Annotated in this window: 13 protein-coding genes; 6 read left to right on the top strand and 7 right to left on the bottom strand. The window is 68.5% G+C overall.

Going from position 1 to position 13,353, the window contains the following annotated elements; all coding sequences use genetic code 11:
- Positions 1-7: 7 nt before the first annotated feature.
- Both ACZ7M2_RS32825 and thiC read right to left on the bottom strand, forming a co-directional pair.
- Positions 8-1,477 carry a VWA domain-containing protein gene (locus ACZ7M2_RS32825; protein WP_471598374.1) on the bottom strand — a complete coding sequence of 490 codons (1,470 nt, stop codon included), beginning with the start codon at positions 1,475-1,477 and terminating at the stop codon, positions 8-10.
- A gap of 96 nt (positions 1,478-1,573) precedes the next feature.
- Positions 1,574-3,403, bottom strand: a complete 1,830-nt coding sequence (thiC, locus tag ACZ7M2_RS32820) for a phosphomethylpyrimidine synthase ThiC (RefSeq protein WP_471598373.1) — start codon at positions 3,401-3,403, stop codon at positions 1,574-1,576.
- Positions 3,404-3,644: 241 nt separating this feature from the next.
- Here thiC and ACZ7M2_RS32815 point away from each other — a divergent pair, with 241 nt between their 5' ends.
- Complete coding sequence (locus tag ACZ7M2_RS32815) at positions 3,645-5,249, top strand: YibE/F family protein (RefSeq protein ID WP_471598372.1); 1,605 nt, start codon at positions 3,645-3,647, stop codon at positions 5,247-5,249.
- A 62-nt stretch (positions 5,250-5,311) separates the two neighbouring features.
- Here ACZ7M2_RS32815 and ACZ7M2_RS32810 read toward each other — a convergent pair whose 3' ends face one another.
- The 4 genes from ACZ7M2_RS32810 to ACZ7M2_RS32795 all read right to left on the bottom strand — a co-directional run bounded on the left by ACZ7M2_RS32810 (position 5,312) and on the right by ACZ7M2_RS32795 (position 7,683).
- On the bottom strand, positions 5,312-5,749 hold the full coding sequence (locus ACZ7M2_RS32810) for an SsgA family sporulation/cell division regulator (RefSeq protein ID WP_067376783.1): 438 nt from the start codon (positions 5,747-5,749) through the stop codon (positions 5,312-5,314).
- Between the two features lie 99 nt (positions 5,750-5,848).
- Positions 5,849-6,613, bottom strand: a complete 765-nt coding sequence (locus ACZ7M2_RS32805; RefSeq protein ID WP_352052911.1) for an IclR family transcriptional regulator — start codon at positions 6,611-6,613, stop codon at positions 5,849-5,851.
- Between the two features lie 374 nt (positions 6,614-6,987).
- On the bottom strand, positions 6,988-7,200 hold the full coding sequence (locus ACZ7M2_RS32800) for a DUF5326 family protein (protein ID WP_054236469.1): 213 nt from the start codon (positions 7,198-7,200) through the stop codon (positions 6,988-6,990).
- A gap of 165 nt (positions 7,201-7,365) precedes the next feature.
- Complete coding sequence (locus tag ACZ7M2_RS32795; protein ID WP_266432725.1) at positions 7,366-7,683, bottom strand: cupin domain-containing protein; 318 nt, start codon at positions 7,681-7,683, stop codon at positions 7,366-7,368.
- Positions 7,684-7,764: 81 nt separating this feature from the next.
- Between ACZ7M2_RS32795 and ACZ7M2_RS32790 the strand changes: the two genes are divergently transcribed.
- The 5 genes from ACZ7M2_RS32790 to ACZ7M2_RS32770 all read left to right on the top strand — a co-directional run bounded on the left by ACZ7M2_RS32790 (position 7,765) and on the right by ACZ7M2_RS32770 (position 11,542).
- The gene (locus ACZ7M2_RS32790; protein WP_352052910.1) at positions 7,765-8,145 is read left to right on the top strand and encodes a phage holin family protein; all 381 of its coding nucleotides are present in this window, start codon (positions 7,765-7,767) and stop codon (positions 8,143-8,145) included.
- Between the two features lie 9 nt (positions 8,146-8,154).
- Positions 8,155-8,646 carry a low molecular weight protein-tyrosine-phosphatase gene (locus ACZ7M2_RS32785; protein WP_471598371.1) on the top strand — a complete coding sequence of 164 codons (492 nt, stop codon included), beginning with the start codon at positions 8,155-8,157 and terminating at the stop codon, positions 8,644-8,646.
- Positions 8,643-9,788, top strand: coding sequence for a cystathionine gamma-lyase (locus ACZ7M2_RS32780; RefSeq protein ID WP_471598370.1), 1,146 nt, complete (start codon positions 8,643-8,645; stop codon positions 9,786-9,788). Before ACZ7M2_RS32785 ends, ACZ7M2_RS32780 begins: the two co-directional genes overlap by 4 nt.
- A gap of 249 nt (positions 9,789-10,037) precedes the next feature.
- Positions 10,038-10,943 (top strand): LysR family transcriptional regulator, encoded by a 906-nt coding sequence (locus tag ACZ7M2_RS32775; RefSeq protein ID WP_352052907.1) that lies wholly within the window; start codon positions 10,038-10,040, stop codon positions 10,941-10,943.
- Between the two features lie 116 nt (positions 10,944-11,059).
- The gene (locus tag ACZ7M2_RS32770; protein WP_054236463.1) at positions 11,060-11,542 is read left to right on the top strand and encodes an NUDIX domain-containing protein; all 483 of its coding nucleotides are present in this window, start codon (positions 11,060-11,062) and stop codon (positions 11,540-11,542) included.
- Between the two features lie 46 nt (positions 11,543-11,588).
- Here ACZ7M2_RS32770 and ACZ7M2_RS32765 read toward each other — a convergent pair whose 3' ends face one another.
- Positions 11,589-13,190, bottom strand: coding sequence for a globin domain-containing protein (locus tag ACZ7M2_RS32765; RefSeq protein ID WP_471598369.1), 1,602 nt, complete (start codon positions 13,188-13,190; stop codon positions 11,589-11,591).
- Positions 13,191-13,353 lie beyond the last annotated feature (163 nt).

The raw sequence follows: 13,353 nt of genomic DNA, 5'->3' as shown, positions 1-13,353 counted from the left end.
CGCCCCGTCAGATGATGCCGAGCCCCCGGGCGGCCCTCATCCAGGCTGGGAACTGGGAGAGCAGCCGGTCGTACAACTCCGGGTCCGGTACGCCGCTGATGTCGTCCACCGCGAAGAACCCCACGTTGTCGACGCGCCGACCGGGCAGCGTGTCGAACCGCTCCAGCACGCCGTAGTTCGACCGCCCCAGGCCCACGAACTGCCAGAAGATCGGCTCCTCCACCGCGTCCCTCAGCTCCTGCTCGATCTCCTTGTTCCGATAGACACCTCCGTCGGAGAAGAACAACACCAGCGTGGGATCGACAGCCGGGTGCTCTCGTACATACGTACGCACCTCGGCGATCGCCTTCTGCTCCTCGTTCTGGATACCGACCGCCCGCATGTCCACCTGCCCCGGCAGCAGGCCCTTCCGCGGCTTCTTGCTCCGCCGGAACAGGCTCAGCTCACCGACCCGGACATGGAGCTGCAGCCACTCGGGCAGCTCGCCCGGACTCAGGTCCGGCAGCCGGGCGGCATGGGAGGCGAACGTCCACGCCTGCATCACCCCGTCGTCGTCCAACTGCGCCGCCACCGCGGCCATCCGCTCCACCACATCGGCCACGACGCCCTTCGAGTACAGGAACGACATGGAACCGGAGGCGTCGAGGATCAACACGACGCGCGCCGTGACCCCCTCCGCACCATGCTTCCGCAGGCTGACCGCCACCTGCTCCTTGCGCAACGAGAGCCGCTTGCGCATGTCCACCGGCAACCGCTCCTCGCCCTTGCTGAGACGCGGAGAGGAAGCCGGGGACACTGGGGGTGCCGGAGATGCCGGGGGTGCCGGCGGGGTGCCCGCAACGCTGGAAGCGGCTGTCCGCGAGCCCGCCGGCGGGAGCGCGGTCGAAACCGCCGGTGTGCCCCCGGACGAAACCGCCGACTCCGGCCCGGACGCACCGGCCCCGTCGGACTCCACGCTGATACCGAAGTCGGTGGCGAGACCGGCCAGCCCGGACGCATAGCCCTGCCCGACCGCCCGGAACTTCCACTGACCTCCCCGCAGATACAGCTCGCCCCCGATGAACGCCGTCTCCGTCGTGGCCTCCATCTCAAAGCGCGCGATCTCCTGCTGAGTCCCGGCATCGAGCAGCCGCAGCGTCAGTCCGGACAGCCCGCCGAAGGTGCCACCATCGGCCGAGGCGCACAGGACGACCCGCTCGATCTCCGGTTCCAGGGCATGCAGGTCCACCTCGACGGTGTCCGTCGTGGCAGCGCCGTCCCGCTGCTTCCCGAGATGCCGTACGGCGCCGGAGGCGTGCTGCGGCTGGTTGTAGAAGACGAAGTCCCCGTCGTCCCGCACGCGTCCGCCCTGGCCAAGCAGCAGCGCCGAGGCATCCGCGTCCGGCGCACCGGCCCCTCCTCTCCAGCCGAGCACCGCCCGCACCGTCCCGGCGGCGACGGGAAGGTTGGCGCCCTTGCTCATGGATGTCGATGTCATGGGCCCAGTCTGCCGAGAGAACGCGGCCCGGGAGCCGTTCGTTGCGCCTGATGTACGCGGCGAACGGCTCCGGTCACGACTGCGCGTGCGTGCGAATCAGTCCACGAGCGGCAGATAGACCCGGTTGCCCGCGGCGGCGAACTCCCGAGACTTCTGCAGCATCCCCTCGGCGACCTCTTCAGCCGACGCCCCCGCGGCTGCCGTACCGCCGAACTGCTCGGTGATGCTCTGGCTGATCTTCATCGAGCAGAACTTCGGGCCGCACATGGAGCAGAAGTGCGCCGTCTTGGCGGGTTCGGCTGGCAGGGTCTCGTCGTGGAACTCCCGTGCCGTGTCCGGGTCGAGGGCCAGGTTGAACTGGTCCTCCCACCGGAACTCGAAGCGGGCGTCGGACAGCGCGTCGTCCCATTCCTGTGCACCTGGGTGCCCCTTGGCGAGGTCGGCTGCGTGGGCGGCGATCTTGTAGGTGATGACGCCGGTCTTGACGTCGTCACGATTGGGCAGGCCCAAGTGCTCCTTGGGCGTGACATAGCAGAGCATGGCCGTGCCCCACCAGGCGATCATCGCGGCACCGATGCCGGAGGTGATGTGGTCGTACGCCGGCGCGACGTCCGTCGTCAGCGGGCCGAGCGTATAGAACGGAGCTTCATCGCAGATCTCCTGCTGAAGGTCGATATTCTCCTTGATCTTGTGCATCGGGACATGTCCCGGGCCCTCGATCATCGTCTGTACATGAAAACGCTTCGCGATCGTGTTGAGTTCCCCAAGCGTCCTCAACTCCGCGAACTGAGCCGCGTCGTTGGCGTCCGCAATCGACCCGGGCCGCAGCCCGTCGCCGAGCGAGTACGTGACGTCGTACGCCGCGAGGATCTCGCAGAGTTCCTCGAAGTTCTCGTAGAGGAACGATTCCTTGTGGTGGGCGAGGCACCAGGCCGCCATGATCGAGCCGCCGCGCGAGACGATGCCGGTCTTGCGGTTCGCGGTGAGCGGCACGTACGGCAGCCGCACGCCCGCGTGGACCGTCATGTAGTCCACGCCCTGCTCGGCCTGCTCGATGACCGTGTCCTTGTAGATCTCCCAGGTCAGCTCCTCGGCGCGGCCGTCCACCTTCTCCAGAGCCTGGTAGAGCGGCACCGTGCCGATGGGGACAGGGGAGTTGCGCAGAACCCATTCCCGCGTGGTGTGGATATTGCGGCCGGTGGACAGGTCCATGACCGTGTCCGCGCCCCAGCGGGTCGCCCAGGTCATCTTCTCGACCTCCTCCTCGATGGAGGAGGTGACGGCGGAGTTGCCGATGTTGGCGTTGACCTTCACCAGGAACCGCTTGCCGATGATCATCGGCTCGATCTCCGGGTGGTTGACGTTCGCGGGCAGCACCGCGCGACCGGCGGCGATCTCCTCGCGTACGACCTCGGGGTCGACGTTCTCGCGGACCGCCACGAACTCCATCTCGGGCGTGATCTCGCCCCGCCGGGCGTACGCGAGCTGCGTGACCGCCTCTCCGGGACGGCCTCGACGCGGCTGACGCGGCCGCCCCGGGAAGACCGCGTCGAGGTTGCGCAGGCCCCCGCGCGGTGAGGTGTGCTTGATTCCGTCGTCCTCGGGACGGACGGGACGGCCCGCGTACTCCTCGGTGTCACCGCGGGCGATGATCCAGTTCTCGCGCAGTGGCGCGAGGCCCCTGCGCACGTCGGTGTCGACGATCGGATCGGTGTACGGGCCGGAGGTGTCGTACAGCGTGACGGACTGCCCGTTGGTGAGGTGCACTTGACGGACCGGCACCCGCAGATCGGGGCGCGAACCACCGACGTATCCCTTGTGCCAGCCGATGGACTTCCCGGCCTCCCGCGGCTGTTCGCCCTCGGGCGCGGCAGGCGCCTCGCCCATCTGGCTGGAGGCAGGCGTGCGTACGTCCTTGTTGGTCATGAGACCTACTCCCTACGCCGGCATTACCCGGTAACAGGTTCGGCGGTCGACGCAGCGGATTCCGTCTGCCGACGTCCCTTGTGAAACATCACTCGTTCCACGTGAAACATCGCTAAGACGGAGGTCAGCGCCCTCTCAGCCCGGTGCTCCGAGCTCCCGCGTGTGCAAAGGTGACTCCACGCTAGCGTCATATCTGGCGCGGTGAACAGAGGGCCCTCGCCGTTCTTGCGATGATCGGTCGGTGACCACAACGCAGCAGCCCCCGTTCCCGCCGTCCGAGCCGCCGCGCCGACGCGGTCCCGGAGACGGCTATGGACCTGGCTCCGGAGACGGCCGCGGGCACGGGCCGGGTGGTGGCCCCGGCCCCGGTCCCGGTCCAGGAGTCGGGCATGGGCACGGACCGGGTGAGGGACACGGGCACGGCCCCGGGGGCGGACACGGACATGGGTCCGGGTCTGGGGACGGGCCTGGGAAGGGACCTGGACCGGGGAACGGGCACGGCCCTGGAGACGGGCACAGCCCCGGGGAAGGGCACGGGTCTGGGCACTCGCACAGTCACAGCCATGGGCCCGCCACGCCCGTCTCCAAGCATCTGCGCAAGGTCATCGCGGCCATCCTGATCCCCTTCGCCGCCGCGGTCGTCGTAGGTCTCGCGGTGCTCTGGCCCGGTGGCGCCCCTTCCCACGAACGCACCGGCGTCGGCTTCGACCGGCAGACCCAGCAGGCCACGGTCACCAAGGTCGACAAGGTCAGCTGCAAGTCCGTGAACGCGTCGGGGGAGACCCCGACCGGCGACACGTCCACCGCCGAGGGCTCCTCCGCGCAACAAGAGGCGACGGGCGACTGCAAAAAGGCGACGATCCGGATCGATACCGGCAAGGACAAGAACCGTACGTTCACGGAGATCATCCAGCCTGACCAGTCACGGCAGTTGCACGAGGGCGAGAAGGTCGTGGCCGCCTACGAGCCCTCCGCGCCCAGGGACCTGCAGTACTCGGTCACCGATGTGAACCGGAAGTTCCCGATGGCGCTGCTCGCCGGGATCTTCGCGCTGGCCGTCGTGGTGGTGGGCCGGATGCGCGGTGTCATGGCGCTGGTAGCACTGGCCATCAGCTTCGTGATCCTGACCTTCTTCATCCTGCCCGCGATCCTTCAGGGCTCGAATCCGCTGGTCGTGGCCGTAGTCGGGGCGAGCGCGATCATGCTGATCGCGCTCTACATGTGCCATGGCCTCTCGGCCCGTACGTCGGTGGCGGTGCTGGGCACCCTGCTCTCCCTGGTGCTGATCGGCATCCTCGGCTCGGAGTTCATCGGCTGGGCGGCGCTGACCGGCAACACTGACGACAACACCGGTCTGATCCATGGCCTGTATCCGTCCATCGACATGAGCGGTCTGCTGCTCGCGGGCGTCATCATCGGTTCGCTCGGTGTGCTTGACGATGTGACGGTGACGCAGACCTCGGCGGTCTGGGAACTGCACGAGGCCAGCCCGACGATGGGCTGGCGCGATCTGTACCGTGCGGGCATCCGGATCGGCCGTGACCACATCGCATCGGTCGTCAACACGCTCGTCCTGGCGTACGCGGGCGCCGCGCTTCCCCTGCTGCTGCTCTTCTCGATCGCGCAGAGCAGTGTGGGCACGGTCGCGAACAGCGAACTGGTCGCCGAAGAGATCGTGCGCACCCTGGTCGGCTCGATCGGCCTGGTCGCCTCGGTGCCGGTGACCACGCTGCTGGCCGCCCTGGTGGTCTCCGCGGACCGTCCGGCCATCCCGGCCGCCGCCACCGAGCCTGTCGAGAGCCGGGCGCCGACACGCGGCGGGAAGGGCCGTCGCCGCAAGCACTGAAGCCTCCCCGCGCCCTCGTCCCCGGTGAGGAAGCGTTACTCCGCTTGGGGGGTGCCGGGGGCTCAGCCCGCGCTCTGCTCCTCCGCCAGGATGCGGTCCAGCGCCTCGTCGAGATGGGCGTCGAAGTCCGCGAGGGAACGCTCCTGCCCCAGCGGCACCAGCTTGTCCGTGCGGTCGAGGAAGGCCACGAGCGGCGCCGCCCCGGACCGGAACAGCGCGTGGTCGCCACCCACCTGGAGCCGGATCAGCACCTCACCGAACGCCTCCGGGTCGGCGGGCGCGATGTGCACATCCCCGTCACCGCACGGCCGTCCCACGCCGTCGATCAGCAACTCCCGCCCGAACGCCCAGGTCACGGGCGCGTCGCCGGGCAAGTGGAAGGTCAGCCGCACGGCGTAGGGATCACAGGTCTCGTATCGCAGCTCCACCGGAATGCGGAAAGAGAGCTCCTCCGAAACGAGGAAGCTCATCATGACCTCTGCCTGGACCGACTCGCGCATCGCCTACCCCGTCGTTTGCCGTCGACTGGCCAGGAATCATCCCCCTGACTCTGCTGAAATATTGCTCAACGTGCACAAGAGATCACAAGGAGTGAGTTTTCAGATGCTGATAGAGATCGAGAGTGTCCCCAGTAGTCTGCCGATCTCACCTTGCAATTGTCGTGCCGCAGGCAGCAGTCGATCGGCCTGGTGAAGAGGGAGAGAAATGGCCATTGCGGCGGCAGTTGTGCCGACCGTGATGGGAAGGGCCGCGCAGACCGTGCCCAGCGCGTACTCCTGGCGCTCGACGACGGGTTCCATCCGTCCCGTCCGCTCCAGTCGCCGCAGCAGACTGACGTTGTCACGCACCGTATAAGGAGTGATCGACTGCACGGGGTAGCGGTCGAGATGATCCCGACGGGCCTTCTCGTCGAGCTGGGACAGCAGACACTGGCCGATCGCGTGGGCGTGTCCGGTTTCCCGGAAGTCCGCCCACTCCTCCACCGCCGGATTCCCTGGGGTGTCGGCGACACACATGACCTCGATCTCGCCGTCACGGTAGACCGCGTAGTACACGGGTGCACCGATCGAATCGCGCCACTGGGCAAGCGTCGCGCTCACCGTGCTGCGACGTTTCTGCTGCGCTCCGCTACTGCCCAACCGCTCGGCGGCCTCACCGAGGAAGAACAGCCCCTTGTCACGGCGCAGATAGCCCTCGTGGACCAGGGTCCGCAGCAGGTGGTAGGCCGTCGGCAGCGCAAGCCCGGCCTCCCGGGCGAGCTGCTTCGCGGGCGCCCCGTGCTGGCGCGCGGCAACGGCCTCCAGCAGGCGCATCGCCCGCTGCACGGAGCCGATCAGAGTCGTGGGATGCGGCTCCGGCGACACGGCTTCCAGGGGAGGAGTACGCGCCTCCGGCAGAGGGGTACGCGCCTCGGCGGGCGAGGTGCGCGGTTGGGTGGGCGGGAGACATGTCCCCGCGGAAGCGCTGGACCGCTGGAGAGGCGGAACGGGTGATTGTGCGGGTGCGGTGTCAACCGTGGCCAAGGGGCACTCCCGAAGCGCGAGGGGAACCGCCCGTGCGGGGGGACACGGGAGGGGGCTGTGCGCTGCCCGCGGGGGGTCGGCCCCGCGTGGAATTCCGGACTGTAACCGCCCATCACCGCATGCAGACGGCCTCGCCGGAAAACTTCCCTCGGCCGAGGGAACCTTGAGTTCCCTTTCCCGACCCGCCCGTTACCCGTTACTCACCCGGTTGTGTCTCACCAGTCGCTGCGTGACGACGAACTCGACATGAACTTCCGTACTACGTAGATCAATCCGCCGACGAGAGCGACGAAGATCAGGACCTTGAAAAGCAGGCCGATCAGCACACTGAGCACGCTGACTATCACCGTGCCGAACACGACCAGAGCGATGACCGGCACCGCGATCCACTTCACCCACCACGGCATCCCGCCGAAGATCTCTCGCATCGCCCTTGTCCTTAGCCTCTCTACGCCCGTGGCCCCGAGTCCGGGACTCTGATTCCGGGTTCTGTGATGTCCTGCGTTCGATGCTAGAGCCGCGAAGGTGCCGACGGGGGCCCCGCACCCCTTGTCCTCCCCTGACCGTCCCCCTAGGGAACCCTGAGGTCCCCGTCAGCTCTCGGGCGGAGAGAACACCACCAGAACCCGCAGGTCCTCGGTGACGTGGTGGAACTTGTGGGCGACCCCCGCGGGCACGTAGACGACGCTGCCGCGTGCGACCTGGGTGGTCTCCAGGCCGACCGTGATCGAAGCGCGGCCGCTCACGACGAAGTACACCTCGTCCTGCTGGTGCGGCTTCTGCGGGTCGGGCGCACCCGCGTCGAGCGCGTACAGGCCGACCGACATGTTCCGTTCGCGTAGAAACTGCAGGTAAGCACCGTCGTTGGCGGCCCGTTCCGCCTCCAGTTCGTCCAGCCGGAATGCCTTCATCGCCCTCGTCCGCTCCCGTGCTCCGAAAGCTGTGTCCACAGCCTTGCTCGCCAGTCGATCTCTTCTGCCACGATCAGACACATGAAGAATTTCGTAGTCAAGACGATCGCCAACGCGGGGGCCCTGGCCGTCGCGGTGTGGCTGCTCGACAAGATCACCCTGACAGGGACCAGCACCGGCAAGAAGGTCGGCACGCTGCTGGTGGTCGCCCTGGTCTTCGGTCTGGTGAACTTCCTGGTCAAGCCGGTGGTGAAGGTGCTGACCTTCCCGCTCTTCATTCTGACGCTCGGCCTGATCACCCTCGTGGTCAACGCCCTGATGCTGCTCCTCACCTCGTGGGTGGCCGGCAAGCTCGACCTCAGTTTCCATGTGGAGGGCTTCTGGACCGCCGTGGTGGGCGGCCTGATCGTTTCGGTCGTGTCCTGGGCGCTCAATGTCGTGCTGCCCGACGGCGAGGACTGAGAGCGTCCGATGTCCTATCGCGTCTGTTTCGTCTGTACCGGCAACATCTGCCGCTCGCCGATGGCCGAGTCCGTCTTCCGTGCCCGCATAGAAGAGGCCGGACTCGATGGCCTGGTAGAGGTCGACAGCGCGGGCACGGGCGGCTGGCACGAGGGCGACGGTGCGGATTCGCGCACCGTCGCCGTCCTCGAGGCGGCCGGCTACGAGAGCGGGCATGCGGCCCGCCAGTTCCACGCCTCGTGGTTCTCCCGCCTCGACCTCGTGATCGCCCTCGACTCCGGCCACCTCAGGGCCCTGCGCCGGCTCGCGCCCACTCCCGAGGACGCGGCGAAGGTCCGGCTGCTGCGGTCGTACGACCCCGACGCGGGAGACGACCTGGAGGTTCCCGATCCGTATTACGGACCCATGGACGGCTTCGAGGAATGTCTTGAGATGGTGGAGGCGGCGAGCCCCGGACTGCTCGCCGCTGTACAGCAAGAACTGGAGGAACGGGCAGCATGACGTCAGGGGATTTCGTCACGGGAAGCGGCGACGGCACGCGAGCGGTACGGGCGGGGCTGCCCGACCCCGTCAAATACGAGCCGACGCTTCCTGGCCCGGTCTTCGCCGCGCATTTCCATCTGCCGGGCGATCCGACCGGCCCGTACACCTACGGTCGTGACCAGAACCCGACCTGGACGCTCCTGGAGCGTGCCATCGGCGAGCTGGAGGCACCCGGGCAGGACGGTGTCACGACGCTCGCTTTCCCCTCCGGGATGGCCGCCATCTCGGCGGTGCTCTTCTCCCAGTTGAAGGCCGGAGACGTGGTGGTCCTGCCCGCCGACGGCTACCAGGTGCTGCCACTGGTGCGCGAGCAGCTCACCTCGTACGGCATCGAGGTACGCACCGCCCCGACCGGCGGCGACGCCCAGCTCGAGGTGCTCGACGGAGCGAAGCTGCTGTGGATCGAGACCCCGTCGAACCCGGGGCTCGACGTCTGCGACGTACGACGCCTCGTCGCGGCGGCCCACGCGCAGGGCACACTCGTCGCGGTCGACAACACCCTGGCGACCCCGCTCGGGCAGCGCCCGCTGGAGCTGGGTGCCGACTTCTCGGTCGCCAGCGGCACCAAGATGCTCACCGGACACGGCGACATCCTCCTCGGATACGTCACCGCGCTGGACGCCGACCTGATGGCGCCCGTGCAGCGCTGGCGGAAGATCGTCGGAGCGATTCCCGGGCCCATGGAGGCCTGGCTGGCCCATCGCTCCCTGGCCACGCTCCAGCTGCGTGCCGACCGGCAGAACGCCAACGCCCTGGTGATCGCCGAGGCGCTGCGCGGTCGGCCCGAGGTGACCGGGCTGCGTTATCCGGGACTGCCCGACGATCCTTCGCACGAGATCGCCTCGCAGCAGATGCGGCGCTTCGGATGCGTGGTGTCCTTCACGCTGCCCACGCGCGCGCGTGCCGACCGTTTCCTCGACGCGCTGCGTCTGGTGGACGACGCGACGAGCTTCGGCGGGGTGCGGTCCACCGCCGAACGGCGCGGCCGGTGGGGCGGCGACGCGGTGCCGGAGGGCTTCATCCGTTTCTCGGCCGGCGCCGAGGACCCCGAGGACCTGGTGGCGGACGTACTGCGCGCGCTCGACGAATCCGCGCAGTGACCCCTGCCTGAACGACCGGTGAGTATCCTGCGGCATACATCCAGGCTGTCCGCTTAGTACCTCGCTACGTACAACGGACGGTCCGAGCCTCCCCCCTCGTGGCTCGGACCGTCCCGGTTCTTTGCGCGAAGAACCGCGCGAACAAGGCTAGTTGACTCTGTGTCAGTGTCCAATCACAGTAGCGACAGAGACCTATCGACTTATTTATAGTTGAGGCTCGGTCGGGGGTGCTGAGAGGGGAGGGGCACCATGGATTTGGCCCTGCTGCGCACTTTTGTGACCGTGCACCGGGCCGGTTCCTTCACTCGCGCCGCCGCGCTGCTCGGTCTCTCGCAGCCTGCCGTCACCTCACAGATCCGCACGTTGGAGCGGCAGTTGGGGCGGCCGCTCTTCCTTCGCCAGGCCCGTGGGGTGACCCCCACGACGATCGGTGACGAGCTCGCCCACAAGGCCGCGCCGCATCTCGACGCCCTGGTGGAGATCGCCGAGACCGGGCTCGACGAGGACTCGTCACTGCGCACCCTGCATCTGGCCGGGCCACCGGAGTTCACCGCCGAGCGGGCGCTGCCCGCGCTCACGGAGCTCACGGGCGAGGACGGCCAGGGTTTCGCGCTGCGCGCCTCCTTCGGCAACGCCGAGGAGACACTGGAAGGGCTCGCCGCCGGACACCATGATCTGGCCATCACCACGGCCCGCCCCCGTGGCACCCTGCTCACCGCGACTCCGCTCTGCGACGAGGAGCACGTGCTGGTCGCTGCCCCACGCTGGGCCGCCCGTATAGGTGCCGGAAAGCTCCGCCGAAAGGGCTCGCCGGCACTGGAGAACTTCCCCGTGGTCGAAGTGCACGAGTCGCTGCCACTCGTCGCTCGCTACTGGGCATCCGTCTTCGACTCCCACCCGGCCACTTCAGGCACCGTCGTCGTCCCCGATCTGCGCGCCGTGCTCGCCTGCGCCGCCACGGGCGCGGGCCTGGCGGTGCTGCCCCGGTATCTGTGCGCCGGAGCCCTGGAACGGGGTGACGTGGTCGCGCTTCTCGACCCGGCGGTGCCTCCGCTGCGTACGTACTTCCTAGTGGTCCGCACCGGCACACTGGCCATGCCGCACATCGCACGGGCGCACGACTGGCTGCTCCATGCCGCGGCCGACTGGTCCTGATGCCCTCCGAGCCTCCCCGGGCTCCCTGAGCCTCCCAGGGGGCTTTCTGAGCCCTTCCTGAGTTCCTTGGGGCTTCGCGATGTTTCACGTGGAACCAGCCGGGCCACATTTCTCCCATGACCGTCCGACCCGTGGTCAAGCGCACCGCCCGCGCCATCCTGCTCGATGGCAACGACTTGATCTTGATCAAGCGCACCAAACCCGGCGTCGATCCCTACTGGCTGACACCGGGTGGCGGGGTCGAACCGGAAGACACGACTGTCGTCGACGCACTCCATCGTGAGGTGCACGAGGAACTCGGCGCCAAGATCACCGATGTGGTGCCCTGCTTCGTCGACACCGTCGAGCACATCGGTGATGACGGCGGCGCGACCGGCGTGAAAGTGCAGCACTTCTTCGTCTGCCGTCTGGAGTCCATGGATCCGTCCCAACGGCACGGCCCCGAGGTGGACGAGCCCTGCGGCGAGTACGAGATCGTGCGGGTGCCGTTCACTCGGGTCGGCATCGCCTCCGTCCACCTCGTACCGCTGTCCCTGCGGCACTATCTCGACGGGAACATCGAAGGCGTACGGGCGATGCACGCACCGGACCTGGGCTGAGGCTCTTCGGGCCGGGGTCGTGGCCCCGTCTGCCGGATAGGCCCGGTCAGTCCCCGGCCGCGACGAGTTCCTCGACCGAGTCGTGGCGTATGCGGTCCGACGGGATGCCCGCTTCCCTCAGAGCGTCCACCCCGCTGCGGATCATGCCGGGTGGCCCCGAGAGATAGGCGTCGTACTCGTTCCACGGGCCGTACTCACGTACGGCGTCGGGCAGATGGAGATGCGCACGCTGGTCGACGACCGGGCGCACGGCAAGCCATGGGTGGCTCTGCTGCAGCCGGAGCATCGTGTCGATGTCGTACAGGTCGTGATCGGTGCGCGCACCGTAGAAGACCTCGACCGGCCGCCGCTCCCCGTGCTCGGCGACGTCCTCGACCAGCGCCTTGATGGGCGCGATGCCGGTGCCGCCGCCGAGGCAGAGCAGTCCGCTGTCGGTGGTGTGGTCGACGGTCATCGAGCCGGCCGGCGGGCCCAGCCGGATGATGTCACCGGGACGGGCACGGTGCACCAGCGCGTTGGAAACCCAGCCCGCCGGGACCGCCTTCACATGGAAAGACAGCAGTCCGTCGGACCGGGGCGCCGAGGCGAAGGAGTAGTGCCGCCATATACGCGGCCACCACGGTGTCTCCAGGCTCGTGTACTGCCCGGCGAGGAAAGGGTACGGCTGGTCGGGGCGGACCGTGATGACAGCGATGTCCGGCGTCCTGAGGTCGTGCGCGACGACTTCGGCGTACCACCAGGCCGGGGCGCGCAGCTCGTCCGCGGCCGCCGCGTCGATCATCACCTGAGAGATCGTTGTGTACGCGCGCACCCAGGCCGCCTCGGTCTCGGCGTCCCAGATCGCCGAGGCGAACCGGCTGAGCGAGCCGATGAGGCACTCACCGACGGCCGGGTAGTGCTCGGGCCGGGTGCCGTACTTACGGTGGCCACGGCCGAGGTTCTGCAGGTAGTCGACGAGAACCGGAGTGTTGTCGATGTGTTCCGCGGCGGTCAGCAGCGCCTTGAGCAGTCGGTCTCGCTGGGTGTCCATCGCCGCGGGGAACAGCGGCCGTAGATCCGGGTGGCGCACGAAGAGGAGTGCGTAGAAGTAAGAAGTGACCTTGTCGGCGACGGGGCCGACCTCGGCCATGGTCCGGCGGATGAGCACGGCGTCCGGAGACGGCTGCGGAGTGGGGGCGGACCTCTGGACGGACAACCGCGGCTCCGGGCCGGACCGTCCCGGCTCGGGCAGTGGGGGCACCTGAAGGGAGACGGGAGGCTCGGGCGACCTCGGTTTCTGAAAGGGCTCGGGCGGCTCCGGCAACCGCGACCTGTCAAAGGGAGCGGGAGGTTCAGGCAACCGAGGCCCGTCGAAGGGCGCAGGAGGCTCGCGGAACCGCTGCTCCTGGACCGGGCCCCGAGGCTCGGCAAGACGCTGCTCCTGGACAGGTACACGCGGCTGCGAGCCGGGGCCGGACTGCTCACGCCCGGGATCCGTCCGCTCCCGCCCGAACACGGACTGCTCCGGGCCGGCATCGGACGGCGCAGAGGGGCGGTGGTCGGGCCCGGCCGGACCTGACCACGGCCGAGCGGATGCGCGGGCGGGCTCCGGCTCGGGGCGTGGGGCCTCAGTGGGTGCGGCCTGCTGGGGAGCCGACTCTGTCTCCACGGCGGAGGATATTCGTTCCTGCTGTGTCGTTCCCCGATCCGCGGCGGGTCGGCCGACCGGGCGCATCGCTGCCAGACGGCGGCCGTCGGCGGGCTCCCTCTCCCCATCGGACGGCAGTGGTTCCTTGCGTGGCGTGAACCAGCCGCCCCCGCCATTGCCTCCG

Source organism: Streptomyces sp. NPDC111507 (assembly GCF_055638955.1).
Note: the sequence above shows the minus strand (reverse complement) of the source record. Positions and strands in the feature narration are given on the sequence as shown.